General features: G+C 64.7%; 21 protein-coding genes. 17 read left to right on the plus strand and 4 right to left on the minus strand.

Annotated elements, in window-relative coordinates:
• The first annotated feature begins 124 nt into the window (after nucleotides 1–124).
• Nucleotides 125–1,042, plus strand: coding sequence for a LysR family transcriptional regulator (locus P2869_RS19920; RefSeq protein ID WP_026121190.1), 918 nt, complete (start codon nucleotides 125–127; stop codon nucleotides 1,040–1,042).
• Nucleotides 1,043–1,082: 40 nt separating this feature from the next.
• Nucleotides 1,083–2,441, plus strand: coding sequence for a C4-dicarboxylate transporter DctA (dctA, locus tag P2869_RS19925; RefSeq protein WP_277599289.1), 1,359 nt, complete (start codon nucleotides 1,083–1,085; stop codon nucleotides 2,439–2,441).
• Nucleotides 2,442–2,465: 24 nt separating this feature from the next.
• On the opposite strand, the gene P2869_RS19930 is transcribed toward dctA, so the two are convergent.
• Together P2869_RS19930 and P2869_RS19935 are read right to left on the minus strand one after the other, a co-directional pair.
• Nucleotides 2,466–3,248, minus strand: coding sequence for a substrate-binding domain-containing protein (locus P2869_RS19930; RefSeq protein ID WP_017773539.1), 783 nt, complete (start codon nucleotides 3,246–3,248; stop codon nucleotides 2,466–2,468).
• Nucleotides 3,249–3,317: 69 nt separating this feature from the next.
• A complete protein-coding gene (locus tag P2869_RS19935) occupies nucleotides 3,318–4,613 on the minus strand; it encodes an MFS transporter (protein WP_277599290.1) in 1,296 nt (431 codons plus the stop codon).
• Between the two features lie 542 nt (nucleotides 4,614–5,155).
• Between P2869_RS19935 and P2869_RS19940 the strand changes: the two genes are divergently transcribed.
• Entirely contained in the window at nucleotides 5,156–6,724 is a 1,569-nt protein-coding gene (locus P2869_RS19940; protein ID WP_277599291.1) for a CPBP family intramembrane glutamic endopeptidase, read from the plus strand.
• A gap of 215 nt (nucleotides 6,725–6,939) precedes the next feature.
• Here P2869_RS19940 and P2869_RS19945 read toward each other — a convergent pair whose 3' ends face one another.
• The gene (locus P2869_RS19945; RefSeq protein WP_277599292.1) at nucleotides 6,940–7,767 is read right to left on the minus strand and encodes an SDR family oxidoreductase; all 828 of its coding nucleotides are present in this window, start codon (nucleotides 7,765–7,767) and stop codon (nucleotides 6,940–6,942) included.
• Between the two features lie 99 nt (nucleotides 7,768–7,866).
• Between P2869_RS19945 and P2869_RS19950 the strand changes: the two genes are divergently transcribed.
• A complete protein-coding gene (locus P2869_RS19950) occupies nucleotides 7,867–8,811 on the plus strand; it encodes a LysR family transcriptional regulator (RefSeq protein WP_277599293.1) in 945 nt (314 codons plus the stop codon).
• A gap of 70 nt (nucleotides 8,812–8,881) precedes the next feature.
• A complete protein-coding gene (locus P2869_RS19955; protein WP_277599294.1) occupies nucleotides 8,882–10,777 on the plus strand; it encodes an SAM-dependent methyltransferase in 1,896 nt (631 codons plus the stop codon).
• 323 nt (nucleotides 10,778–11,100) lie between these two features.
• Here P2869_RS19955 and P2869_RS19960 read toward each other — a convergent pair whose 3' ends face one another.
• Nucleotides 11,101–12,129, minus strand: coding sequence for a helix-turn-helix domain-containing protein (locus P2869_RS19960; RefSeq protein ID WP_277599295.1), 1,029 nt, complete (start codon nucleotides 12,127–12,129; stop codon nucleotides 11,101–11,103).
• A 780-nt stretch (nucleotides 12,130–12,909) separates the two neighbouring features.
• Between P2869_RS19960 and tssB the strand changes: the two genes are divergently transcribed.
• From tssB to P2869_RS20020, 12 genes are all read left to right on the plus strand, one after another.
• On the plus strand, nucleotides 12,910–13,464 hold the full coding sequence (gene tssB / locus P2869_RS19965; RefSeq protein ID WP_277599296.1) for a type VI secretion system contractile sheath small subunit: 555 nt from the start codon (nucleotides 12,910–12,912) through the stop codon (nucleotides 13,462–13,464).
• 66 nt (nucleotides 13,465–13,530) lie between these two features.
• The gene (gene tssC, locus P2869_RS19970; protein WP_277599297.1) at nucleotides 13,531–15,036 is read left to right on the plus strand and encodes a type VI secretion system contractile sheath large subunit; all 1,506 of its coding nucleotides are present in this window, start codon (nucleotides 13,531–13,533) and stop codon (nucleotides 15,034–15,036) included.
• A gap of 78 nt (nucleotides 15,037–15,114) precedes the next feature.
• Entirely contained in the window at nucleotides 15,115–15,600 is a 486-nt protein-coding gene (locus P2869_RS19975) for a type VI secretion system tube protein Hcp (RefSeq protein ID WP_017773549.1), read from the plus strand.
• A 67-nt stretch (nucleotides 15,601–15,667) separates the two neighbouring features.
• Nucleotides 15,668–16,123 (plus strand): type VI secretion system baseplate subunit TssE, encoded by a 456-nt coding sequence (gene tssE / locus P2869_RS19980; RefSeq protein ID WP_277599298.1) that lies wholly within the window; start codon nucleotides 15,668–15,670, stop codon nucleotides 16,121–16,123.
• 1 nt (nucleotide 16,124) lies between these two features.
• On the plus strand, nucleotides 16,125–17,879 hold the full coding sequence (gene tssF / locus P2869_RS19985) for a type VI secretion system baseplate subunit TssF (protein WP_277599299.1): 1,755 nt from the start codon (nucleotides 16,125–16,127) through the stop codon (nucleotides 17,877–17,879).
• Nucleotides 17,834–18,961 (plus strand): type VI secretion system baseplate subunit TssG, encoded by a 1,128-nt coding sequence (tssG, locus tag P2869_RS19990; RefSeq protein WP_277599300.1) that lies wholly within the window; start codon nucleotides 17,834–17,836, stop codon nucleotides 18,959–18,961. Before tssF ends, tssG begins: the two co-directional genes overlap by 46 nt.
• A gap of 11 nt (nucleotides 18,962–18,972) precedes the next feature.
• The gene (tssH, locus tag P2869_RS19995) at nucleotides 18,973–21,738 is read left to right on the plus strand and encodes a type VI secretion system ATPase TssH (RefSeq protein ID WP_277599301.1); all 2,766 of its coding nucleotides are present in this window, start codon (nucleotides 18,973–18,975) and stop codon (nucleotides 21,736–21,738) included.
• A 4-nt stretch (nucleotides 21,739–21,742) separates the two neighbouring features.
• Nucleotides 21,743–23,665, plus strand: coding sequence for a type VI secretion system tip protein TssI/VgrG (tssI, locus tag P2869_RS20000; RefSeq protein WP_277599302.1), 1,923 nt, complete (start codon nucleotides 21,743–21,745; stop codon nucleotides 23,663–23,665).
• A gap of 8 nt (nucleotides 23,666–23,673) precedes the next feature.
• Nucleotides 23,674–24,453 carry a toxin-antitoxin system YwqK family antitoxin gene (locus tag P2869_RS20005; protein ID WP_277599303.1) on the plus strand — a complete coding sequence of 260 codons (780 nt, stop codon included), beginning with the start codon at nucleotides 23,674–23,676 and terminating at the stop codon, nucleotides 24,451–24,453.
• Between the two features lie 2 nt (nucleotides 24,454–24,455).
• Nucleotides 24,456–24,842, plus strand: coding sequence for a DUF4280 domain-containing protein (locus P2869_RS20010; protein ID WP_277599304.1), 387 nt, complete (start codon nucleotides 24,456–24,458; stop codon nucleotides 24,840–24,842).
• 13 nt (nucleotides 24,843–24,855) lie between these two features.
• Nucleotides 24,856–25,119 (plus strand): hypothetical protein, encoded by a 264-nt coding sequence (locus P2869_RS20015; protein ID WP_277599305.1) that lies wholly within the window; start codon nucleotides 24,856–24,858, stop codon nucleotides 25,117–25,119.
• A 13-nt stretch (nucleotides 25,120–25,132) separates the two neighbouring features.
• A complete protein-coding gene (locus P2869_RS20020) occupies nucleotides 25,133–26,146 on the plus strand; it encodes an ABC transporter substrate-binding protein (protein ID WP_017773558.1) in 1,014 nt (337 codons plus the stop codon).
• Nucleotides 26,147–26,159 lie beyond the last annotated feature (13 nt).

Consider the following 26,159-nt stretch of genomic DNA (forward strand, 5'->3'; position numbering starts at 1 on the left):
CGCAAGCCACCGACGCAAGCCATCGACGCGTTCAGCAGTGCGCGCAGACGAAAGACCCCTCGGCGCGGTGCGTCCGGCTCAATCGGGCAAAATACCCGGGATCTGAGATGCGGAGACCGGCCCCGTGGCGATTAACTTTGATTTGACGGACTTGCAGGCGTTTCGCGCCGTGGTGGAGTTGGGAAGCTTCCGCAAGGCCGCCGAGGCGGTCAGCATTTCCCAGCCGGCCTTGAGCCGTCGGATCGACAAACTCGAAGAAGCGCTCGGCGTGCGTCTCATCGAGCGCACCACGCGCAGCGTCACGCTCACCACCGTGGGCCGCGTATTTGCCCGCAGCGCCGAACAGCTGCTCGACGATCTCGACGTCGCGCTGCTCGGCATCCGCGATGTTTCGTCGAGCCGCCTGGGCCACGTGACCATCGCGTGCGTGCCTTCGGTGGCCTACTATTTCCTGCCGAACGTCATCGCGAACTATCATCGCCGCTTTCCACGCATCAGGGTCAAGCTGCTGGATTCGAGCGCGAACGAAGTGCTGGGCGCCGTTATCAGCGGCGAGGCCGACTTCGGCGTGAGTTTCATGGGCAGCCAGGAGTCCGACATCGAGTTCAAGCTGTTGCTGCAGGAGCGCTTTGTCGTGGCCTGTCGCCGCGACCATCCCCTCGCGCGCAAGAAGCGCGTCACGTGGAACGAGCTTTACGAGCACGAGTACGTGTCGGTGGACAAGACTTCAGGCAACCGCCTGTTGCTCGACCAGGCGCTTTCGGCCGTGGCGCCGCGTGCGCCGAGCGTGTGCGAGACGCGGCACGTCACCACGATGCTCGGGTTGGTGGAAGCGGGGCTCGGCGTGGCCGCGGTGCCGTCGATGGCCATGCCCGGACAGGATCACCCTGTTCTCACGAGCGTGCCGCTCGTCGAACCGGCAGTGAAACGGCGCGTGGGCATCGTGAAGCGGCGCGGACGGCCGCTCACGCCGGCCGCAGAGGAATTTCACCGGGCGATCATCGAAGCGAAGCGCGGCGGCATGGCCCGCAGCGCTGCATGAACGCGACGACGATAGAAAAGACTGGAAGGAAGACAGCATCGTGAGGTGGGCAAGACCGCCGGGTTCGTTGTACGTGCAGGTCCTCGTGGCCATGGTGCTTGGCGTGACCGTCGGCCATTTCTGGCCGACTGCGGGCGCGATGTTCAAGCCGCTCAGCGATGCATTCGTTGGCCTCGTGCGGATGATGATCGCGCCGGTCGTCTTTTGCACAATCGTCTCGGGCATCGCGTCGCTGGCCAACGGCAAGGCGATCGGACGCACGATCGTGCGGGCGCTGGCGCTCTTCTATCTCCTGACTGCGGCAGCGCTCCTGTTGGGGCTCGTCACCGCATTCGTGCTGCGGCCTGGTGCCGGCATGCACATCGATGTGCATCGTCTGGATTCGAGCATCCTCGCGCCCTATACGAAGCATGCGCAGGCGCACGGGCTCGTGGACTTCGCGCTGAGCGTGATCCCGGACACGATGTTCGCCGCCTTCGTGAAGGGTGACGTGCTGCCTGTGTTGCTGCTCTCGGTGCTCTTTGGTTTTGCGCTGAACGCCCATCCGCAGGCCGGCCGGCCCGTGCTGGCGCTGATCGACAGCATCGCCGAGATCGTGTTTCGCATTCTCGCGATGATCATGCGGCTCGCGCCACTGGGCGCGTTCGGGGCGATGGCGTTCACGGTGGGCCGCTTCGGCATTGGCTCGGTCGGCTCGCTCGCCATGCTGATGGTGTCGTTCTACGTGGCATGCGGGCTCTTCGTGGCGCTGGTCCTCGCGTCGCTCGCTCGGCTGCACGGTTTCTCGCTCTGGCGGCTCCTGCGCTACCTGCGCGAGGAGTTGCTCATTGTTCTCGCGACGTCGTCTACGGAGCCGGTATTGCCGCGCCTGATCGTCAAGCTGGAGTCGCTGGGCTGCGACAAAGGCGTCGTGGGGCTCGTGCTGCCCGCGGGCTACTCGTTCAACCTGGACGGCACCGCGATCTATCTGACGCTCGCCTCGTTGTTCATTGCCCAGGCGTGCGACGTGCCGCTTTCGGCGACGCAGATTGCGACGATGCTCACCGTCATGCTGCTCACGTCCAAGGGCGCGGCGGGCGTGTCCGGCAGCGGGTTGATTGCGCTCGTCGCTACGCTCGCGGTGATTCCCGATCTGCCCGTTGCCGGGGTAGCGCTTCTCGTGGGCATCGATCGCTTCATGTCCGAAGCGCGCGCCCTGACGAGCGTGATCAGCAATGCCTGCGCGGTGATCTTCGTGTCGTTGTGGGAAGGCGCGTGCGATCGTACGCGGCTTGCGCAGAGGCTCAGCGGGGCCGCGCCGGGCGGCTCGGGCGGCGGCGATGATGCCGGTGATGAGGCTGTGACCCAGGCTGTAACCCCCGCCGCAACCCCCGCCCGGCGTGAAGGAAAAGCCGGCTGACGCAAGCCTTCCCGCGGTCTTGTCTCAATGTGCGGAAACGGAATCGAGACCGGTCGCTTTCACTTCGGGCTGCACGCCGGGTGAGGCGAGATAGTCGAGCAGCGCCTTCGCTTCCTTCGGATGTTGCGCCCCGACGGGGATGCCCGCGGCGAAGCGCGTGACCGACTGCAGAGACTCCGGAATCTTGCCGACGAAGGTCGCGCCCTGCACGGGCAGCAACTCGCTCACCTGCTGGAAGCCGATTTCATCATCCCCGTTCGCGACCACCGACGCCACGGGAATTCGCGGAATCATCTTTGCCTTCGATTTCACCTCATCCTCGATACCGAGTTTCTTGAACAGCTCCCGCTCGATATAGACGCCGCTCGCGCTGTCCGAGTAGGCAATCGACTTCGCATGCAGCAGCGTTTGCTTGAGCGCTTCGGGCGAGCTGATGTCGGGTTTCGCCGTGCCTTCGCGCACGACCATGCCGATGCGCGAATCGGCCAGCTCGACCCGCGATCCGGGAATGACTTTGCCTTGCTTGATCAGATCGTCGAGCGCGTAGCCGACCATGATGACGGCGTCAGCAGGCTCGCCACGCGCGAGCCTGTTCGGAATCGCTTCGGGCGATTTGCCCATCGACGGGCCGAGCGCGGTTTCCAGCGTGTCGCCTGTCTGGGCGGCGAAGCGGGGGCCGAGCACCTTGTAGGCGGCGGTGAAGCCGCCCGAACTCATGACGTGCAGGTCGGCGGCCTGCACGTTCGCCGCCGCTGCGGAGGTGGCAACGAGCGCGGCCGCGCCGAGTTTCAGAAGCAGATTTTTCATGGCTGAGGTGGGGGGTGTCGTATGTGTGGTTCGCGAGGATACGGACGGTCTGGGCATCAGTGCGCGGCATTAGTGTGCCGGCGTCAGCGTCGCCGCGCGGCGGCGATAGAGCGCGAACGTTGCGCAGAGGGCGCACGCCGCGGCGAGGCTCATCCAGTAGCCAGGGGCAGCCTTGTCGCCGGTCATGTGGATGAGTGCCGTCGAGATGGCCGGCGTGAAGCCGCCGAACACGGCTGTCGCGAGGCTGTAGGCCAGCGAGAAGCCGGCAACGCGCACCTGAACCGGCATCACTTCCGTGAGCGCCACGACCATCGCGCCGTTGTAGATGCCGTACATGAACGAGAGCCAGAGGAGCACGAGCAGCATGTTGACGAACGACGGCGCGTGAGCGAGCAGCGAAAGCGCCGGATAAGCCGTGGCGATGGTAAGCACCGTCATGCCGACGAGGAGCGGCCGGCGGCCGATCTTGTCGGAGAGTGCACCGCCCACCGGCAACCACACGAAGTTCGACACGCCGACACACAGCGTGACGAGCAGGCTGTCGGCGGTGCTCAGGTGCAGCACTGTCTTGCCGAAGGTGGGCGCATAGACCGTGATGAGGTAGAAGCTCGTGGTGGTCATCGCCACCAGCAACATGCCGGCGATCACGACGCCCCAGTTTTGCAGCAACGTGCCGAACACTTCCTTCATGCCGGGGCGATGCTGGCGCATCTTGAATTCCTGCGTTTCTGCCAGATTGCGGCGCAGCATGAAGATGAACGGCACGATCATGCAGCCGACGAAAAACGGTACGCGCCAGCCCCACGCAGCGATAGCCGCGACGCTCAGCCATTGATTGAGCGCGAAGCCGAGGCCCGCTGCGATGACGATCGCGACCTGCTGGCTCGCGGACTGCCAGCTCGTGAAGAAGCCCTTGCGGCCAGGCGTGGCCATTTCGGCCAGATAGACCGACACGCCACCCAGCTCGGCACCTGCCGAAAAGCCCTGCAGCAGCCGACCGAGCAGTACGAGCGCCGGCGCGAGAAGTCCGATCGTGGCGTAACCGGGGATGAACGCGATGAGAATGGTGCCGCTCGCCATGATGGAGAGCGTGACGATGAGGCCTTTGCGGCGGCCGACTTCGTCGATGTAGGCGCCCAGCACGATTGCGCCTAGCGGGCGCATCAGGAAGCCGGCGCCGAAGACGGCGAACGTCATCATCAACGAGGCGAACTCGCTCTCGGCGGGAAAGAAGACTTTGGAGATCTGCGTGGCGTAGAAGCCGAACAGGAAGAAGTCGAACTGCTCGAGGAAATTGCCGGCCGTGACGCGAAAGACCGTAGCGGCCTTCGAATGTCCAGTCGGAAGGCTAGACGAGGGGTGCATCGAGGTGTCTCCTGAAATCCGGAAAATGCGCGGGGGTCTGGGTGTTTGTGTTTTGGGCAATGTTCGCCCGAAGCCGGAAAAACGATAAGTGCGATTTTCGGAACGATTGATGTGATTTGATTATCAATCGCCCGATGAGCTTCGCTGCTGCCCTGCCATCCGATTCGCATCGTTTTTCAGGGCGCGGAGCCGATAACGCCGTGCGAGATTTCGCCGCTCAAGATTGCCTGCCGGATGCCGTTAATGGCAGATGGCTCATAGGGTTCGTCGCATAGGGTTCGTCGATCATGCGTAAAACAACATCCAGATTCATGGCGCTTTGCGCTTTCGCTGCGTTATCGATTGGCGGCGCCGCCGCTTCGGAAGGTACGGATATGCGGGTCGACGAACTCCGCGCGTCGAGCGATGCAACCCGCGTCGTGGAGAACAGCGAGAAGGCCGCATACGACCACACGCTGGCATCGTATCGGCGAGCGATGCTTGAACACCCGGCCGATGCCGCGCTGGCATTGTCGGCATGCCAATTCAGTGAGCATTTCGGCATGTCGGAAGAATTGACCTGGGCCGACGCGGCGGGAAAAGACTTCGATGCCTGCCGGGAAACCCTCGAAAGACAGCATGCGTCGGATGTGGAAGTCGAGTTGTTCCTGCTCGAACACAAGTTCGGCGAGCCGGCGATTGCGTTCGGTGAGCCGCTCGTGCCGCGCGCCCGGAACTGGTCTTCATCGCAGCAGGCACGTTTGCATGCCGCGCTTGCACGCGCCTACGCCTACGTGAAGAACGACGAACGCTCGGGCCAGGAGGCCGTTCTCGCCACGCAGCTGGATCCCGCCAGCGTGCAACTCGTTCCCGCCATGCGCTATCTCGCCAGGAAGGGCGACCCCGCCGCGGCGACCCGGTTGCTCGAAGCGGCGCCGTTGCCGAAGTTCGCGTGGGCGGAAACATCGCGGATCCGCACGGCGACGGAGATTCTTCCGGGAAATGCCGCGATCGATGAATTGCATCGCGCGCAGCGCGCCGGGTTGAAGATCGATTCCTATACGGCGGCGCGTGCCCTGGAGCGTACCGGAGACGCCGCCGGCGCGGACGCTCTGCTGAGCGCCGACAAGGCGTCACGCAAGATCGGCACACCTCAGGACCGGCAATTCCGCCTCGACGTGGCCTTCGCTGCCGCCGACGCGAAAGCCGCCGCCGACGTCATCAGCGATCAGTACGCGGCAACGAAAGATGCAGGCCACCTCGTTTCGGCGTACGCCCGTCTGCTTCGGCTCGATCCGTCACTTGCCGCGCGCGCAGATCTCATTCCGCTCGCGTGGGCGCTTGCCGGCTGTCTGTTCGCCTTTGTCGCGGCTCCGGCGCTGCTGGTTTTTCCGGTCCACTATCGAGGCACCGTTCGGCAACGCATCGGTAAGCCCTGCGTGCCGCTGTTCGAGCGCATCGGATTGCGGCATGCATGGCTCGCGCTTGCGATCTTGTTGCTCGCGCTCTACGCGGTGGCGATGCTCCGTTTCGGAGGCAACACGTCGATATCGCCTTCGGGAAGCGGCGTGGGCCGCATGGGGTGGCCGAAGCGCGTCGCGGTGTCGCATCTGTGGACGCTGTTGTTTTGCTCCATCGCGCTCATTCCGGTCGGCAGGCTGCTTTCGTGGCGTGAATGGACCGGCAGCGGCCAGTGGAACAAACGGTGGTTTCTGCTTCCGGCGGCGCTGCTCGGGGTGGCGGCCTATCAGTGGTTGCGGCACCGCGCTGCCATGCCGCCTGTCTGGTCCGACGCCACCTGGTCGGTTGCGCTGGTCCATGGCGCGCAGTCGCTCGGCGGCATACCGCTTGCGCTGGCGATCATGTCGGTCTGGGTGCCCATCATGGAGGAACTGGTCTTTCGCGGCTGCCTGCTGGGCGGGCTTTCACGCCACCTGAGCTTCGGCTGGGCCAATATCCTGCAAGCGCTCCTGTTTGCGGGCTTGCACCACGACGGCCAGCACTTCGTCTACCTTGCTGCGTTTGGCTTGATTGCAGGGTGGCTCGCCAGGAAAACGAAAGGATTGGCGGTGCCAATAGCGTTCCATGCCCTCAATAACGCGCTTTTCGTGTTGATGGTGGCGGCTCGTTAGGATTACACAGCATAGGCGTCCCCTGAAGCCCGTTGGAGGCGCATCTTCGACGGCATGACCGCTGCCGGACAGCGATCGCGCGGCGACCGCTTCGGCGTACCGACCGCCACTTCGCGCCCGGCGTGATCGCAGCGGCGCTCAACCGCTATACGTGGTGCGATCTCTCCTGCAACGGATGCCGATCGTCACATGTCGCCGCCGTCCATTTTCCGAATCTAGGCATCTCCCATCACCAAAAAGGCGATCTCCTTTTGCGCCTCCAGGATCTCGAGCTGTTTCATCAGCGACGTGCGGATCGATTCGTATGCGGACCTGCCTAGCGTCAGCCGCAACGGGGCAGACGGGTTGTCGATCGTCGCGATCATCGCGTCCACCGTCTTTTCCGCGTCTGCAAGTTCGAAGTAGCCGTTTTCGAGCGCACGCCGGATGTCGCCCACGGGCGTCGCGTCGTACACCGGCATCGGCTTCGCGCGGTCAAGGCCGGTGCCGAAGTGGGTGCGCGTGGCGCCGGGTTCCACGATCACGAAATCGATGCCGAACGGCAGAACCTCCTTCGCAACAGCTTCGATGAAGCCCTCGATGCCCCATTTCGTCGCGTGGTACGCGCTGAAGGCCGGGTAGCCGACGCGCCCGCCTTCCGACGACACCTGCACGATGCGTCCGCCGCCTTGCTGCCGCAGACGCGGCACGACTGCGCGAATCAGCTGGATCGAGCCGGTCAGATTGGTCGCGATCTGCCGTTCGATCTGCGCGTCGTCGAGTTCCTCGGCCGCGCCGAAGAGCCCATAGCCCGCGTTACTGACGACGACGTGGATGTGCCCAAGCGCCGCAAACGCCTGTGCGACGGCGGTGCGGATCGTATCGACGCGCGTCAGATCGCATTGCGCGACATGCAGCCGGTCGCCGTATTGTTCGCGCAGATCGTCCAGGCTGCCCGGCGTGCGCAGCGTCGCCACGACGCTGTCACCCCGCGCAAGCAGCCGTTCTGCCATTGCGCGCCCCAGACCGCTCGACGCGCCCGTTATCAGCCAGTTCTTCGCCATGCTCCCGCTCCGTTGAAGGTTTGAGCGTTCATGCTAGAGCGGTATGATTCGCCGCAGAAGTGCCGCCAATCCGCATCACGTGTTGAAGGAAATTCACCAATGGGCAAACCGACGCTCGCCGATCTGCAGGCTTTCATGGTGGTCGCCGCGCGGCGCAGCTTCGTGCAGGCGGCCGGCGAACTGGGCTTGTCGCGCTCGGCGCTGAGCCATGCCATGCGCGGCCTCGAAGACGATCTGGCCGTGCGCCTGCTGCATCGGACTACCCGTAGCGTGTCACTGACGGAAGCGGGCGAGCGTCTGCTCGCGCGGCTGCGCCCCGTGCTCAGCGACCTCGATCACGTGCTGGACGACGTTGCGCGCGATGACAAGGCGTTGCGCGGGACCCTGCGCATCAACGGCAGCGATGGCGCGATCCGGCAACTGCTGCAGACGGTCGTGCCGCGTTTTCTGGCGATGTATCCGCAGATGGAGCTGGATCTCGTGTCCGAAGGGCGGTTCGTCGACATCGTCGCGGAAGGTTTCGATGCCGGCATCAGGCTGGGCGAAGCGGTGCACAAGGACATGATCGCGGTTCGCATCAGCGAGGACTTCCGTTTTCTGGCCGTCGCGTCGCCGCGCTATCTGCGCAAACACGGGCGGCCTGCCGTGCCCGAGGAGTTGCAGGCGCATCGTTGCATCCGGCAACGGCTGCCGGGCGGCAGGCGCTATCGCTGGGAATTCGCGCGTCATGGCGAGGCGATCACGATCGATCCGCCAGGTGCGTTGACGCTCGACAGCAACACGCTGATGGTCGAAGCGGCACTGGACGGACTCGGCATCGCCTACGTGCCGGAGCCCTATGCGCGCGATGCGCTGGCAAAAAAGCGGCTCGTCGCGGTGCTGAGCGACTGGTGCCCGGCGATTCCGGGGCTGTTTCTGTATTTTCCCGGCAACCGGCATATTCCCGCCGGATTGCGTGCGTTTATTGATTTGTTGCAGGAGCAGCGGGACAGTGCGAGCGGCGGGGCCGCGCGGCCATCGCGCCAGTCGCCGCACGAAAGCTGAAACGCGCGGCGTTTCGCTTGCACCTGACGTTACGTTACCTTTTATGGTTAGCCCGACGACTGGGAAGGCCATGCAACTAAAAATCGGCGAACTGGCGAAGAAGGTAGGGTTGAGCATTCGGACCCTGCATCACTACGACGCAATCGGATTGCTGTCGCCGTCGCAGCGCACGGACGGCGGCGCGCGCCTGTACGGGCGCGACGACCTGATCCGGCTTCACCGTATCGAGGCATTGAAACGGTACGGCTATTCGCTTGCCGACATCATGTCCAGCCTCGACGGCCCGTTGGCTGACGCACCGCTGCACATTCTGCAGCGGCAGATCGCGGAACTCGATGCGCAGGCACTGCGCGCGCAACGCCTTGGCCGCCATTTGCAGCACCTGGTCGACATGATCGCCGCCGGCAGCGAGACCACGGCGATCGACTGGCTGGACGCTCTGGAGCTGATGGACATGTACCGCAAACACCTGAACGACGACGAACTCGACACGCTGCTCGCATCCGGGCCGGATACGGTTGCGCCAACGGACCCGTCATGGACCGAACTCATCGAAGAGGTGCGGCGCGCCGTGGAGCAATCGCTGCCGGCCGAAAGCAGCGCCGCGCAGGCGTTGGCCTGGCGCTGGATCCGGCAGGTGGTGCGAATGACCCGCAACAATCCGGCACTGGCCACGAGGTTGATGCTGATGCAGCTCGGCGAACCGCGCGCCCAGCAGATCGTCGGCATTACAGCGCAGATGTTGGCGTGGATCGACGAAGCATTCACGCACGCGCGCTGCGCGTTGTTCGCGAAGCACCTCAGCGCGGCGCAGACCGAAGAAGTGCGGCGGCGTCAGTTCGCCGCCACGAACCGGCAGGCATGGCCGGCACTGGTGATCGAACTGAGAACGCACATGCAGGCGGGCGTCGACCCAGGCGCCGAGCCGGTACAGGCCATCGTCAGGCGCTGGCAGCAGCTGTTTCGCGATAGCTTCTGCGGAGACGATGCGGCCCTGGAGGCGCGTATTCGCAATGCCTTGATGCAGGAACCCGATCTGCAACTGGGCGTGGGCCTGGACGATGCGCTGCTGGCCTATCTGCACAAGGCACACCTCGTCGGCAACGACACGGCGGTGCCGGTTCAGGCAGCGCCCAAGCCCAGCGCGTTGAAGGTGGCCGTGCAGCGGGCTGCACATCAACTGCTGGACCGACCGCTCGTGCTGGACGATCCTGTCGCGTTGACTATCCTGGACGCAGAAGAAATACAGGCGCTTCGCGACAACCTCGAAACGTTCCGTCAACCAACGTCTTTAGGGATGCGAAGTTCGGTGGTCGTGCGCAGCCGGCTGGCCGATGACGTGTGGGCCGCCGCGATCGAACGCGGCGTGCGCCAGTACGTCGTGCTTGGCGCGGGGCTTGATACGACTGCGTACAGGCATCCCGATGCGCCCGGTCGACTCTTCGAAGTCGACCTGCCCGCTACGCAGACATGGAAGCAGACGCGCTTGCGCGAGGCCGGCATTGCGGTGCCGCCATCGCTTCGGTTCGTGCCGGTCGACTTCGAGAGCGTGGGACTTGCCGAGGGCCTGGCGCGCGCGGGTTTCGATGCCGACGCGCCGGCCGTTTTCAGCTGGCTCGGCGTGACCATGTATCTCGACGAAGCGGCAGTTGCCGAGACTCTACGTTTCATCGCCGGCTGCGCCAAAGGCAGCGCGGTGCTGTTCGAATACGCACTGCCGCTGTCGAGCATGCCCACCATGATGCGCATCGCCATGGAGCAATTGACGGCGCAATTCGCGCAGCGCGGCGAGCCATGGAAGAGCTTCTTCGAACCTGCCGCACTCGCCGGGATGCTCGGCACGCTGGGGTTCAGCAGCAGCGAAACCTGGACCCCAGATGAGTTGAACCAGCGTTATCTCGCCAACCGCACGGACGGGCTGAATATCGGTGTGGCACCCACGCGTCTGGTTTTGGCGACGGTCTGACCTTGGCTGCCGGATTACGTGATGGATATCGCCTGGCTCACCTGACTGCTTCCTTTTTGGCTACGACGGGTGTCTTCCCGCTGGAAGAAGTGCGCGCAGCGCTCGAAAATCTCGCGACGGGGCATGCGTGCGGCAAGGTGCTCATTCGCACGCGCAGTTGAGCCGGAGCCGCGCCGCGATATGTGACATACGCGATATACGCGACGTGCGCGACATACGCGACGTGCGCGACGCAAGAAGTGACGCGTGTGTTGGACGCTTCCGGGATGACGGCCCGCTGGTTCGAGCCCGGCGGACCCATGTGCCTGTCTGCGACGCCTACCTCACCGCATCCGCGCAATCCAGTCGTGCCAATCGTCGGCACTCGCCGTTTGCACTCGCGCGGCGTCGCCGCTCAACGCCAGCATACGCACTGCGCGCGGAGACAAGCCAATCGACCGGCGGAACGCGCGGGCAAAGTTCGCCGCGTTCGAAAATCCATGCTCGGCAGCGATGTCGGCAATCGATATGCCACGTCGTGCCGGGTCCGCGAGCATCTCGCGGCAGCGGCGCAAGCGTCGTTCGCGGATGTATGTCGCGAAACCGCCTTCCTTCTCGAATAACCGATAGAGCGTAGCGCGCGATATGCCGTAAGCGAAGGCCACTTGCTCCGCACTCAATTGCGGATCGTTCAGCCGCTCTTCCAGGTGGCGGCAAATCGATACGAACACGCACTGCTGAACGGCGGCCGCATGTTCCGGTTTCGCGCTCGCATTCATGACCGAAGCGGCAAGCTGCAACGTGGCCGGCAGTACGGCTTTCGCGCTTGCGATCGTCATCTCGGGGCCGTGCTTGTATAGCGACGTCAGATGTTCGCGAAGCAGAGACACAGTGGGATCGGTGCCGCGAAGCACCCGCATGCTGTATTGGTCCGGCGCGTCCAGCAGCGGCGACAGCAGACGGCGAGGTACGGCCAGATTGAGAAAGGTGCTTTGCGTGGTTTCGGTTGCGAGCGGCTGGGCCGCATCTACGATAAAGAGGTCGCCTGGCCGGGTACACGACTCCGGGCCGCCGTCGCGCGCGCGGCAACTGCCGTCCAGATAGAACTGCAGAACATAGTGGTCCAGACCATCACGCCCGATCTTTGCATTGGAGCGGTTGTAGCGCTGCGTCCCGGTCTGTATCGATCCCAGCACCACGTCCCCATACTGATATCCGTTCACGCGGGTCTTGAAGCCGGCGTCGCGCGACTCGGAGGTTTCGGTGTCGAAGATGACGTTGACCGCTTCGCGCCAGGCCGCGAACTGCTGGGCGCGCGGCAGGCCGCTGGTATCGAAGTGAGAATGAGGCAGAGCGTTCGGCGTTGGGTTCATGGTCCACGTGGGTTCCGGCTGCGTTCTGGACTGGATCGTTGTACGTCCCGGGCGGGCATGGCAGGAGCTGAACGTGAGATACCTCGCCGGGCTAACAGGGCTAACGGCCGCGCGGCCCAATACTTTAGAGCGGCAGATCTACCGGCGTGCGGCAAAGGGCAGAGGGGTGCCGCACTCGTCGAGTGTCATCCTGATGTCACATTGAGTAAGGCGTATTGACGTATGCATTCGGGCAGAGTCCGCCACCACGTCGACGGCCGCCGCGAGTGAGACAGAACGACAAGTATTTGAGACACCCTGATACGTTGTTTTGCGCGGTCCGATTTTCGCTGAACCAGGCAGTACGACGCAAAAAGTCTATGGTTAAATGCCGCCTGAATTTGGAGACACTACAAACCTGAGGCTGAGCGCCGATCGTGCTCCCGCTCAAATCAACTCATAGATGTCACGGTTCTTTCCGGTGCAGCCATACCCCTGACCAGGGTGACGTTCACGGCCCGGAAGAATCGCGGGGACGAGCGCCGACATGACCCCGGCGCTCGATACGGCAGCCTGCCATCCGCGCAAGGTTCGCCACCGCCGTGTGTGAGTGCCCTGGTTCGCAGGAGTCTGAAGAAAAGCGCTCACGTTAGCGGCATTGCGCCAGCGGCCTGCCGCCTCGCTGTCGCAAGCGGACGTCCGCGCGCTTCGACCAACCATTTCGCTTCGTACTGCCTGCCTCGCGGCGAGCGTGGCATTCACTTAGTAACACTAAATAGCTGAGCGTTTTCGGAGAGATCCATGTCGAACAGTTTGCAGAAGTGGGTAGGGCGCAACCGTCCGCCGCGTGTCCAGATCACCTACGACGTCGAAGTGGGCGATGCCGTGGAAAAACGCGAGCTTCCGCTCGTGGTCGGTCTGCTCGCAGACCTGTCCGGACAGCCGGCTACGCCGCTGCCCAAGTTCAAGGAACGTCGCTTCGTCGAGATCGACCGCGACAACTTTGACGAGATCATGGGCAAGATCGCCCCGCGTCTCGATCTCTCCGTGCCCGACACGGCGAAGGGTGAGGGCAATCTCAAGATCGAACTGAATTTCCGCAAGTTCGAAGACTTCCACCCCGAAAGCATCGTCAACCAGGTGCCGCGCCTCGCGAAGCTGCTCGAAGCGCGCCAGCAGTTGCGCGATCTGCTTGCCAAGCTCGATGGCAATGACGAGCTGGATTCGATTCTCGAACGCATCGTGCAGAACAGTGAGGCGCTGAAAGAGGTTCAGAGCCAGGCGCAATCGAGCGATGCCCCGGCGGCAGCGTCGGCCGAGCCGGCTGCGCCCGCAGAAGACGCTCCGGCGGCGTGACGCATCGCGAAAGACTGCTCAATCTGCCTCTGACCGGGGCGCAACGAATTTTCTGAGGTGATCGGAATGGCAAGCAATCAGGCGGGCGGCGCGGCCGCGCGCGAAACCACGGCTCTCGACGCGACAAGCGGCGAATTGAGCCTGCTCGAGCAAATCGTTCAGGAAGGGAACATGGCGGTCGAGCCTTCGCAGAACAGCTATGCGAAGAAGCTGATCGGCCAGCTCGCATCGCAGATTCTCGACGAGGGCATGCGTACGAGCCCGGACAAGAGCGTCGTCGCGATGATCAACGAGCGCGTGGCCGAGATCGACCGGCTGCTCACCGATCAACTGAACGCAATCATGCATGACGAAGCATTCCAGGCGCTCGAAGCGTCGTGGACGGGTCTGCACGACATGGTGTTCGGCACGGAAACGGGCCCGCAACTCAAGCTTCGCCTCATGAACGTGACGAAGAAAGAGTTGCTCAAAGACCTCGAAACCGCCGTCGATCACGACATGAGTACGCTCTTCAAGAAGATCTACGAAGAAGAGTTCGGCACGTTCGGCGGCCAGCCGTACTCGATGTTGATCGGCGACTACTCGTTCGGTCGTCATCCGCAGGACTTCGCGCTGCTCGAGCGCATTTCGAAGGTGGCAGCCGCTGCCCACGCGCCGTTCGTCGCCTCCGCTGCGCCGAGCCTCTTCGACCTCAAGTCGTTCACGGATCTCGGCGTGACGCGCGATCTGTCCAAGACCTTCGAGAGCGCCGAGCTGGCCGCATGGCGCAGCTTCCGCGACTCGGAAGACTCGCGCTACGTCTCGCTCGTGCTGCCGTCTTACGCGGCGCGCCTGCCCTACGGCGCGAAGACGAAGCCGGTGGAGAGCTTCAACTTCGAAGAAGACGTGGACGGCACCGATCACAGCAAGTACCTGTGGGCCAACTCGGCTTATCAACTCGGCCTGCGCATTACCGATTCGTTCGCGAAGTTCAGCTGGGCCACGGCTATTCGCGGCGTGGAAGGCGGTGGCAAGGTCGAAAACATGGTGGCGCACGCGTACAAGACGGGCGAGGGCGACGTCGTGCTCAAGTGCCCCACCGAAGTGACGATCACCGATCGTCGCGAGAAGGAACTGAACGATCTGGGCTTCATCGCGCTCGTCAACTCGAAGGGTTCGAACTTCGCAACGTTCTTCGGCGGCCAGACGACCAATCGTCCCAAGGTCTACAACAAGGACGCGGCCAATGCCAATGCGCAGCTTTCGGCACGTCTTCCCTATGTGCTCGCGGCATCGCGTTTTGCCCATTACCTGAAGGTGATCATGCGCGACAAGGTGGGCAGCTTCCAGGCGCGCAGCGACATCGAGGCGTTTCTCAACAACTGGATTGCGGACTACGTGCTGATCAACCCGTCGGCCTCGCATGCGCAGAAGGCGCGTTTCCCGCTGGGCGAAGCCCGCGTGGATGTGACCGAAGTGCCGGGCAAGCCGGGCGCATACCGCGCAACGTGTTTCCTGAAGCCGCATTTCCAGATGGAAGAACTGACGGCGTCGATCCGGCTCGTGGCCGAACTGCCGGCCGCCGCGGCGTGACGTCCGCGCGTGCGGCACCGGCCGCACGCCGCAACTTCGCTTTTCATCTTTTGAGTCACCTTTCGACAAGAGACAGTCATGGATACCGTTCTGCTGCATTTCAAGGACATCAAGGGCAATTCGACGCTGGAAGGCGCGACTGACCACATCGTGCTGTATTCGTACTCACTGGGCGTGGCGATGCCGATGAATCACGACGTGGGCCGCACGGAGCGTACGCTCGGCCGCCCGAACTTCCAGGACTTCGTCGTCACGAAGGCGTCCGACCAGTCCACGCCGGCACTCTACGGTGCCTGTGCCGGCGGTACGAAGCTCGGCGACGCCAAGATCTCGATCGGGCGCAACGAGGGCAGCAAGTTCATGCCGCTGCTGGAGTACACCCTGAGCGACGCCATGATCTCTTCGATCAATACGTCGGGCGGCGGCGAATCGACCGACAGCGTGACGATCAGCTTCTCGAAGATCACGACCGTTTATACGCAGCAAAACGTGGACTCGACGAAGAAGGGCACGGCTTCGTTCGGCTGGGATCTGGCCGCAAACAAGGCCGAGGCACCGGCCTGAGCATCGGCTGCGCGCCGCTGTCGGATGCTGGAGATCGGCAGTCCGCACTATCTGGAGTTTTCGTGCCATGCCGGCAATCGTCAGCGGTTCACCGATGCCCCTGTTCGACCGCCTCGCCGCCAGCGGCGAGGCGCAGCTTTCCAGCGCCGATGCGCTGCGGGACTCGATCGCGCGCGACCTCATGAGACTGCTCAATACGCGCTCACACCTGACGTTCGGCGAATTCGCCGGTTGCGAGGGGACCGTGCTCGACTACGGCGTGCCGGATTTTTCGGAGCGCTCGCTGCAATCCGGACCGGACCGTGACGCGATTGCCGCGGCCATCGTGCGCGCGATATCGCTGTTCGAGCCGCGCCTCGCCCACGTAACGGTGACGTTCGCCTTTCCCGCAGGTCACGCGCAGCACGCGACGTTGACCATTGCGGGGCAGATGCGCGCGGGCCTGGGCGTCACGCACGTGGCGTTCGAACTTGCGGCCAACGGACATACGTTCGCCGATGCGCGAGGCGCGAACCGGGGCTGACATGGCGACCGACGACATCCTTCAGTACTACAAACGCGAGCTTTCGTACCTGCGTCTGCAAGGTGCGGAGTTTGCGCGCAGCTATCCGAAGATCGCGTCGCGTCTCGCCCTGCACGGCACGGAATCGCTCGACCCGCACACCGAGCGTCTCGTCGAGGCCACGGCGTTTCTCGCTGCGCGCGTGCATCGCGATCTCGACCAGGAGTTTCCGCAGGTCGCGTCGGCCCTGCTCGACAACGTTTGTCCGTCGCTCGTGCAACCCGTGCCTTCGATGACGGTTGCGCAGTTCGAACTCGATCCCGCACAAGGCAAGGTCACGGCAGGTTTCGCCGTGCCGCGTCACACGGGCCTGCAGGCACGCACGGAAACAGGCGACGCATGCCGCTTCCGCACGGCATGGGAGACGGTGTTGTGGCCGCTTTCCATTGTCCACGCCGCGTTCGGCGAAGACGCCACGCTGCGCCTCACGCTGGAGTGCGCAGACGGTGTGGACTTCTCCGAACTGGAGATCAGGCAATTGCGCCTGCATCTGTACGGCGACTGGATGGTGACGATGCCGCTCTACGAGTTGCTCGTATCGGGCGTGAGGGACGTTTCGGTGCAGCCCGAAGGCCGTGTACCGGTTCTGCTGCCCGCGCGCGCCTGGCGGGAAGTGGGCTACGGCGAAGCGGACGACGTGCTGCCGCGGCCGCCGAACGCGCAGCCTGCCTACGCGTTGATGCAGGAGTACTTTGCGTTTCCGCGCAAGTTTCATTTCTTCGATCTGCACCATCTCGAAGGGCGTCTCGGCAAGGGCCGCCGCTGCGAGATCGTGCTGCATCTGAAGCGCACGCCGCGTGGCCTCGGCATGCTCAACGCCGGGCATTTCCAGCTTGGCTGCACGCCCGTCATCAATCTGTTTTCGCAGACGAGCGAGCCGATCGTCATCGATCATCGCCACTACGAATACCGGCTCGTTGCCGACCAGCGGCGCGAGTCGATTACGGAAATCCATTCCATCGATTCCGTCGTGGCGTCGCACCCGACGCTCGGGCGCGAGTCCGCGGTGCCGTGCTTCTCGGCCATCGACCACGTCGCGGCCGAAGGCGACACCGTGTTCTGGTCGGCGCGACGCGAGCGCAGCCTGCGCGAGCACGTGCAAGGCACCGACATGTTCCTGAGTTTCGTCGACGCGGCCAACACGCTCGCCGATCCTGGTGCGCCCGTGATCTACGCGAACGTGCTTTGCACGAACCGGAGGCTCGCCGAACGTGTGCCGGTGGGCGCGCGCATGCTCGTCGAGAAAGTCTCGCAGAACGCGCGCGTGCGCTGCCTTTACGAACCCACCGCACAGCGCAGCCCGGCACTCGGCAGCGAGACGCTGTGGCGTCTGATCTCGCTGCTCACGCTCAACTATCACTCGCTCGTGAGCGGCGCAACGGGCCGCGCACAGTTGCAGGAGATGTTGCGTCTCTTCGCATCGGACAGCACGCGCGAACAGGACCAGATTCGAGGCATTCGCAGTGTGGACGCACGCAGCGCGACGGCGCATGTGGGCGGCGATGCGTGGCGCGGCTATTGCCGCGGCACCGAGGTCTGCGTTGAGTTCGATCCAGACACCTTCGTAGGCGGCTCGCCGCTGCTGCTGGGCGCCGTGCTCGCGCGCTTCTTCGCGATGTACACGTCGGTCAATTCCTTTGTACGGCTCGTGGTGCGCCGTGGAGACGAGATATGGAAGCAATGGGAGCCGATGACAGGCTGCCAGCAGCTGCTCTGATCGCCCGTCTCCGGGCGAATCCGCAGCGCTTCGATCTGTTCCAGGCCATCAGTCTGCTGGAACGGTCGGCGCCGTGGGCGCGTCCGCTCGGGCGGGGCAACGGGCTTGCCGAGGCGGTGCGTCTGACGGGCCACGTCTCGCTCGCGTTCCAGCCGAGCGACATCCACAGCGTGCGCGAAAACACCGCGGCCGATCACGACAGCGCGCCCGGCGTCTCTTACGCACAGCGACCCACGTGGACGCTGTCCACGCCTCTGCTCACGCTCGCGGGCGCCAACGGCCCGTTGCCGAGGGCCTACACCGAACTGGTGCTGGAGCGCCGTGCGCAACGCGACACGGCGACAACAGACCTGCTCGACATTTTCAATCACCGCTTTCTGTCGTTCCTGTATCGCAGCCGCAAGAAGCACGCGCCTGCGCTGAACTGGCGTTCGCCGCATGCGAGCGCGATTGCAACTTCGCTCGACGCGCTCAGCAATCTGGGTCTGCGCGCGGATGAACGCGGCCCGCAAGACGCCCGTCTGTGGCTGCGCCACGCAGGGCTCCTGAGCGCCGCGCCGCGCTCGATGACGGGTCTCGTCGCGGTGCTTGCGGACCGGCTCGGAATCGAAGTACGCGGCGTGCAATTCGTGGGCGGCTGGCGTGAGATCAATCGCGCCGATTCGCTGCGTCTCGCAGGCATCGGTTTGGCAACTGCTTCAGAAACAGATTCCGGTGCAACACGACTCACCGGTGTGGCGGTGCTCGGGCGACGCACATGGGACGAAGCGAGCGGCATTCGCCTCGAATTTCCGTGTCTTTCGAAGGCGCGTTTCGAGGCGCTTCTGCCTGGCGGCGCGGATCACGCGCGCGCCGCGTGGCTCGTTCGCACCTATCTGCAACAGGATTTCGACGTGCGGTTCGTGCTGCATCTTGCGCCCGATCCTGCACCGCAGGCCACGGTCTGCGCAGCCGGCGGTGCGCAAGCGGCGAAGCTTGGTTGGACCACCTGGCTGGGCGGTTCGCGTCACCTCACTCACGCGCCGGCACCCGTGCGCCTCGCGATGCGCGAGGCTGCCGTGCCCGCGCCGAAGCATCACTAAGGACGTTGCGCATGGACATCGATATCCGCACGCTGTTGAGCCGTCTCAACCCCGAATGCAAGCTCGCCATGGAGCAGGCCGCGCAGCTGTGCGTGCGGCAGACGCACTACAACGTGGATGTCGAGCATCTGCTGTTCACGCTGCTCGAATCCGACGCGCCCGACCTGGGTGCCATCCTTTCGCACTTCGGTATCAAGGCCGACACGCTCACGGCGCAGTTGCAAAAAGCCGTGGATTCGTTCAAGCGCGGCAATGGCCGTACGCCCGCGCTTTCGCCGAATTTTTCGCCGCTCTTCCAGGAGGCGTGGCTGCTCAGTTCGATGCTGCTCGGCGAGCAGCAGATCCGCTCGGGCACGCTCGCGCTCGCGCTGCTCGAAGTGGATAGCCTGCGCGGGCTGTTGCTCGAATCCGCGCCTGCGCTGCTCAATATTCCGCGTGCGGCGCTGCGCGAACGGCTCGCGGCGATTCTCGCGGGGTCGTCCGAAGATGCGGGCGGCTCGCCAATGCGCGGCCAGGCCGTTGGCTCTGACGCGGGTCGGTCCGGCGGGTCGGGCTCGGGAATGTCCACGGGCATGCCCGCGGCCGCGCCGTCCTCTGCGCCAGGTGCGGCGGCCATGCCCAGCATGACGGCGGGCGCTGTGGGCGCGAGCGGCCGCCAGTCCGCGCTGGAGCAGTACACCGTCGATATGACGGGCCTCGCGCGCGAAGGCCGGATCGACCCCATTCGCGGCCGCGATGCCGAAATCCGCCAGTTGATCGACGTGCTGCTGCGCCGCCGCCAGAACAATCCGATCCTCACGGGCGAAGCGGGCGTGGGCAAGACGGCGGTGGTGGAAGGCTTCGCGCAGCGCATCGTGCAGGGGGAGGTGCCGCCTGCGCTCGTCAACGTCTCGGTGCGCTCGCTCGACCTCGCCCTGCTCCAGGCCGGCGCGGGCGTGAAGGGCGAGTTCGAAAACCGGCTGAAATCGGTGATCGCCGAGGTCAAGGCGTCGCCCGTTCCTGTGATCCTCTTCATCGACGAAGCGCATCAACTGATCGGCGCGGGCGGCAGCGAAGGCCAGGGCGACGCCGCGAACCTGCTCAAGCCCGCACTCGCGCGCGGCGAGCTGCGCACCATCGCCGCCACGACGTGGGCCGAATACAAGAAGTACGTGGAGCGCGACCCGGCGCTTGCCCGGCGCTTTCAGGTGGTGAAGGTCGAAGAGCCGGTGGAGGCGGTTGCCATCGACATGCTGCGCGGCATGGTGCAGAAGCTCGAAGAACATCACGGTGTCGAAATTCTCGACGAAGCCGTGCGCGACGCGGTGAAGCTCTCGCATCGCTACATCTCGGGGCGCCAGTTGCCGGACAAGGCGATCAGCGTGCTCGACACCGCATGCGCACGCGTGGCGATCGGCCAGAACGGCGTGCCCGAAGAGATCGAAGCGCTTGGCCGCTCCATCGAAAGTGCGGAGAACCAGTTGCGCATCTTGCGCCACGAGGCCGCTACAGGCACGGACCGCACCGACGCCATCGCCGCGCTCACGAAGCAGCTGGAAGACGAGCGCGCGCAGCACGCGCGGCTTTCGGACAAGCTCGGCACCGAAAAGCGCGCCGTGGACGAGATACTCGTGTGGCGCAAGAAGATCCGCGGCTATCTTGCCGATGCGGCCAGCGCCGCCGAAGGCGAAGACGCTGAATCGCTGGGCGCGAACCTCTCGCGTCTCGAGAAAGGTCTGGAAGCGGTGCAGAACGACGAGCCGATGGTGCCCGTTTGCGTGGATTCGGCCACCGTCGCGAAAGTGATCTCGGGCTGGACCGGTATCCCCGTGGGCCGCATGCTCGCCGACGAACTGCACACGGTGCTCTATCTGCAGGACAAACTGGCCGAACGCGTGGTGGGCCAGAACGAAGCGCTCGACGCGATTGCGCGCCGCGTGCGCACGTTCCGGGCCGACCTGGACGATCCGGGCAAGCCGGTCGGCGTGTTCCTGCTCGTGGGCCCGAGCGGCGTGGGCAAGACCGAGACGGCGTGCGCGCTCGCGGACATCCTCTACGGCGGCGAGCGCAACATGATCACGGTGAACATGTCCGAGTTCCAGGAGGCGCACAGCGTCTCGGGGCTCAAGGGCGCGCCGCCGGGCTACGTGGGCTACGGGCGTGGCGGCGTGCTGACCGAAGCCGTGCGGCGCCGCCCGTACAGCGTCGTGCTGCTCGACGAAATGGAGAAGGCGCACCCGGATGTGCTGGAACTGTTCTTCCAGGTGTTCGACAAGGGCGTGATGGAAGACGGCGAAGGCGTGCCCATCGACTTCAAGAACACGCTGATCCTGCTTACGTCGAACGCCGCGCAAGACGTCATTACCGAAGCGAGCCGCGGCGGGCACCGGCCGCCGCCCGAAGAACTCATCGAGAAGCTGCGCCCCGCGTTGCTCAAGCAGTTCAGTCCGGCCTTCCTGGGCCGCCTCGTGCTGGTGCCTTACTACCATCTGGGCGACGCGCAGATCAACGCCATCGTGAACCTCAAGCTCGAACGGCTCGCGCAGCGCTTCCAGCGCAACCATCACGCGCGCCTCACGTGGGACGAGGACATGGCCACGCTGATCGCCGAACGCTGCAAGGAAGTGGACAGCGGCGCGCGCAACGTGGACCACATCCTCACGCAGTCCGTGCTGCCGGAGCTTGCGCGCCAGGTTCTGGAGCGTATTTCGATATCCGAACCGTTTGCCGGCGTGCATCTCGCACCCGGCGCATCGGGCGTGGTCGAGTTCCGCTTCCACTCCGGCGAAGAGGCGTAAGCGCATGTCGAAACCCAGCCAGGCCAACTGGTTCGCGTCGGTCTCTACGCCGTTCGGCGCGGACGTGCTGTTGCTCGATGGTTTCGCGGGCCGCGAGGCCATCTCGGAGCTGTTTCGCTTCGACCTGCGCATGCATTCCACGAACAAGGTGCTCGACCCCGAACAGATCGTGGGCAAGAGCGTGACCGTGACGCTCGAGGACCAGACCGGCGTTGTGCGGCATTTCAACGGCATGGTCACGCGTTTCGCGCACGCGGGCGCGGACGTGCAGTACGGCTTTTACTCCGCGGAACTGGCGCCGCGCCTGTGGCTGCTCACGCTCGGGCAAGACCGCGTGATCTGGCAGAACCAGACGGCGCTCGACATCATCAAGAGCGTATTGGGCACGTTCGGCGTGGCGTTCCAGGACCGCACGAAGCGCAGCAGCGCCTATGGCACGCGCGAATACTGCGTGCAGTACGACGAGAGCGCGTTTCGCTTCATCTCGCGGCTGATGGAAGAGGAAGGCATTTTCTATTTCTTCACGTTCGTAGACGGCGCGCACACGATGGTGCTCGCCGACGACGCTTCGGCCCACGATGAAACCCCGGCCGGCGAACTGTATTTCGCGCCCGACGCCAGCGTTTCCAGCGACGCGAAGCGTCTCGACTTCTTCGCGATGTCGCGTGGCGTGGTGGCGGGCGAGCACATCGTGAGCGACTACGACTACACGACGCCGGAAACAATGCTCTCTTCGGCGAAGGCGTCTTCGAACCTGCCGACCGGCACGCGTTTCACGTTCCCGGGCCGCGTTGCGACCGCGGGGCAGGCCACGCATCTCTCAACCACACAGCTCGAAGCGCACAACGTCACCCAGCAGACCGGGCAGGGCGCCGGCAGGTACTACGGGCTTGCCGCGGGCACCACGTTTACGCTCAAGGCGCATCCCCGCAGCGCACTCAACGTGCGCTACGTGACACGGGCCGTGCGGCATACGGCGTCCAACAGCACCTATAGCAACGAATTCGACGTGTTTCCGGCCACGGTGCCGTTTCGCGCGCCGCTCGTGACGCCTCGTCCGCTCGTGGCGGGCACGCATACCGCGAAGGTGGTCGGCTCCACCGACGAGGAAATCTGGACCGACGCGCAAGGGCGCATCAAGCTGAAGTTCCATTGGGACCGCGCGGAGGGCGCCGACCAGAACAGCTCCTGCTGGGTGCGCGTGGCGCAGTCGGTGGCGGGGCCGGGCTGGGGACATCTGTTCCTGCCGCGCGTGGGGCAGGAAGTGGTGGTGAGCTATGTGGACGGCGACCCCGACCGGCCGCTCGTAACCGGCTGCGTCTACAACGGCGACAACGCGCCGCCGGTTTCGCTGCCGTCGATGCAGACGCAGAGCGTGATGCGCTCGCGTTCGTCGAAGAACGGCAAGGCGGGCAACGAGATCCGCATGGAAGACAAGCTCGATTCCGAGCAGCTGTACTTCCACGCGCAGAAAGACATGACCGTCGAGATCGAAAACGCGCTTTCCACCACGGTGAAGGAAGGCGCGGAGACGCACGTCGTGAAGAAGGGCGACCGCAGCATCGAAGTGAGCGAGGGCAAGGAAACGCACACCGTGAAGGGCACGCGCACGCTCGATGTGACCGGGGACGAAACGCACACCAGCCACGCGAAGTTCACGCACAACGTGACGGGTGACAACACGCATACGGTGGACGGCAATTACACGCTGAAGGTGGGCGGCAATCTCTCGATCGAAGTGACGGGCTCGGTGAGCATCAAGGCCGGCACGTCGTTTTCGAGCGAAGCCGGCACGACCCACACGAGCAAGGCGAAGATCACGCTCAGCACCGAGGCCGCGAGCGTATCGCACAAGGCATCCGCGCAACAGACCGTGGACGGCGGCACCATGCTCGTGCTGAAGGGCGGCCTCATTGCGCTCAACTAGGGATAGCCATGTCTGCGCCGACCTCCGCTCCGCCTTCTGCTGCCAACGTGTTCTTCGTGGGCGATGGCACGCATGCTACCCCTGCCACCCACGCCGCCGATGCAACCGAGGCCGTTGAACCGACGGTGATCGAGGCGCGCGATGCCGCAGGTCGCCTCGTGACCCGCGCCGCGCTCGTGAACGGCGTGCCGCACGGCGAGACGGTGCAGTACGCGCCGGATGGCACGGCGCTGCTGCGCGCGAACTACGCACTCGGTTTGCTCGACGGCGCGCTGCGCACGTTCGATGCCCACGGGCAGCCCGTGCAGGAAGCGCAGTACCGCGCGGGCCTGCTCGACGGCGCGATGTCGGTGTATCAGGACGGGCGCCTCGCCGCACGGCATCAATACGTGGCCGGCGTGTTGCACGGCGAGCGCGTGACCTATGCGCCCTCGGGGCTCGTCACGTCGCGCATGACCTATGAGGCCGGGAAGCTCGAACGCGAAGCGGTTTTTTTGCACGAGGGCGTGGTGGTGCGCCGCGCGCGCTACGTGAAGGGCCGTCTGGAAGGCGAGACGCGCGAGTACGCCGCCAGCGGCACGCTCGCGCAGAGCCTGCCGTACCACGGCGACCTGCTGCACGGTACGGCGCGCCGCTATGCGCCCGACGGCACGGTGACGCACGAGCGCGTCTATCGCCTCGGCAAGCCGCAAGGCGACTGGCGCGCGCTCGACACTGCCGCGACGAACGCCGACGGGGCGCGCGGGCCGCGCATGGTCAAGCAACTGGAAAAGTGGGTGAGAGGGTAGACATGGCATTTCAGGTGACTTCGGGCGCAACGCTCCAGTGCAGCTTCGGCGCCACGCCTTCGGCGTTGCAGGTGTTGCCGGTGAAATGCGTGACGGCGGGCACGCCGGCCGCAAACATCATGGACCACGCGCCGTTCGTCAACGTGCTGCCGTTCGGCATGTGCAACTCGATGGCCAACCCGACAGTGGCCGCCGCCACGGCAGCGGCGTCGGGCGTGCTCACGCCGATGCCGTGCATGCCGGCCACAGCGGCGCCGTGGGCACCGGGCTCATCGCAGGTCATGATCGGCAAAATGCCTGCGCTACAGGACTCGTCGCGGCTGATGTGCACATGGGGCGGTGTCATCCAGATAGTGGTCGCCGCGCAGTTCACCACGCTGACCAACTGAGACCGAGGCCGCGATGCAATACGTTTTTTCGATGACTTCGCGCATGGTGACCATCGCCGTGAGTTGTGCGTTGTTGCTGTGCCTGCTGCTGTTCCTCCTTGGCGTGGAGATCGGCGCACGCATGAATCGCGCGCCCGCCCAGAGCGCCGACGCGCTGCGCGCCACCCCATCCGCCACGGCTCCTGCGCCGGGTATGCAGTCCGATCTCGCCGCTCCCTCGCCGCTGGATACGGGCAGCACCGCCGCTGTGCCCGCATCCGCTTCTTCGACTCTTTGAGACCGGTAACGCCATGTCGTCTTCCTTGTTCAACTTTCCATCCAACGACGTGCGCGGCTCGCGAGCCGCACGGCTCGCACGTGCTGCGCGACGCGCATGGCGTGCGTGGCTCGGTGTGGGCGTGGCCGGTGCGATGCTGGGCGCCGCAACCGGCGCATTCGCGGCGATGCCCGCCGCTGCGGGCGCGACCTCGCTCACGAAACCGGTTGCGGGCGGCGCATCGGGCGCAGCCGTTGTGTCTGCGGCGCCTGTCACCACCTCGACCGGCGTGGTTCAGATGCCCGACGGACGCCTGCTCGCCCCCGAGTTCGCACGCATCGTCGGTCGCGGCGAACTGGTGGTGGCGGTGCTGGGCGTGGACCAGCCGCCGTTCTTCGAGGAACGCAACGGCAAGCTCGAAGGCATCGACATCGATCTTGCCCGCGACATGGCGAACCGGCTGCACGTGAAGGTGCGCTTCAACCGCGACGCGCGCACCTTCGACGACGTAGTGAGCCTGCTCGCACGCGGCCAGGCCGACATTGCCGTGAGCAAGCTGTCGCGCACGCTCGCGCGCGCCACGGTCATCGCGTTCAGTACGCCGTACCTGCGCCTGAACCGCGCGCTGCTGCTCAACCGCGTGAAGTTCGCGCAGATCGCACACGACCGCTCGGTGCCCGAAGTGGTGCGCTCGTTCGACAGCACCATCGGCGTGGTTGCGAATTCGTCGTATGCCGCCTACGTGGTGAGCAACTTCCCGCATGCGCAGGTGCACGCCTATCCGACCTGGGACGACGTACTCAAGGCGCTCAACGCAGGAGAAATCACTGCCGCCTATCGCGACGAGTTCGAAGTGAAGCACGTGCTCAAGGTGGACCCCACCGCTTCGCTGCGTCTGCGCGTCGTCACGCTCCAGGATCTGGAAGACACGCTCGCGGTCGGCGTGAACGTGAGCGATCCGGCGCTGCTTGCGTTCGTGAACCAGTTCCTCTCCGAACGCAGCGTGAAGCTCGACGTGAGCGCGGTTTTGCAGGCAGCGGACCACTAATCGAAACGCGCGA

The organism is Paraburkholderia sp. SUR17 (assembly GCF_029536165.1).
GTDB classification, from domain to species: Bacteria; Pseudomonadota; Gammaproteobacteria; order Burkholderiales; family Burkholderiaceae; genus Paraburkholderia; species Paraburkholderia kururiensis.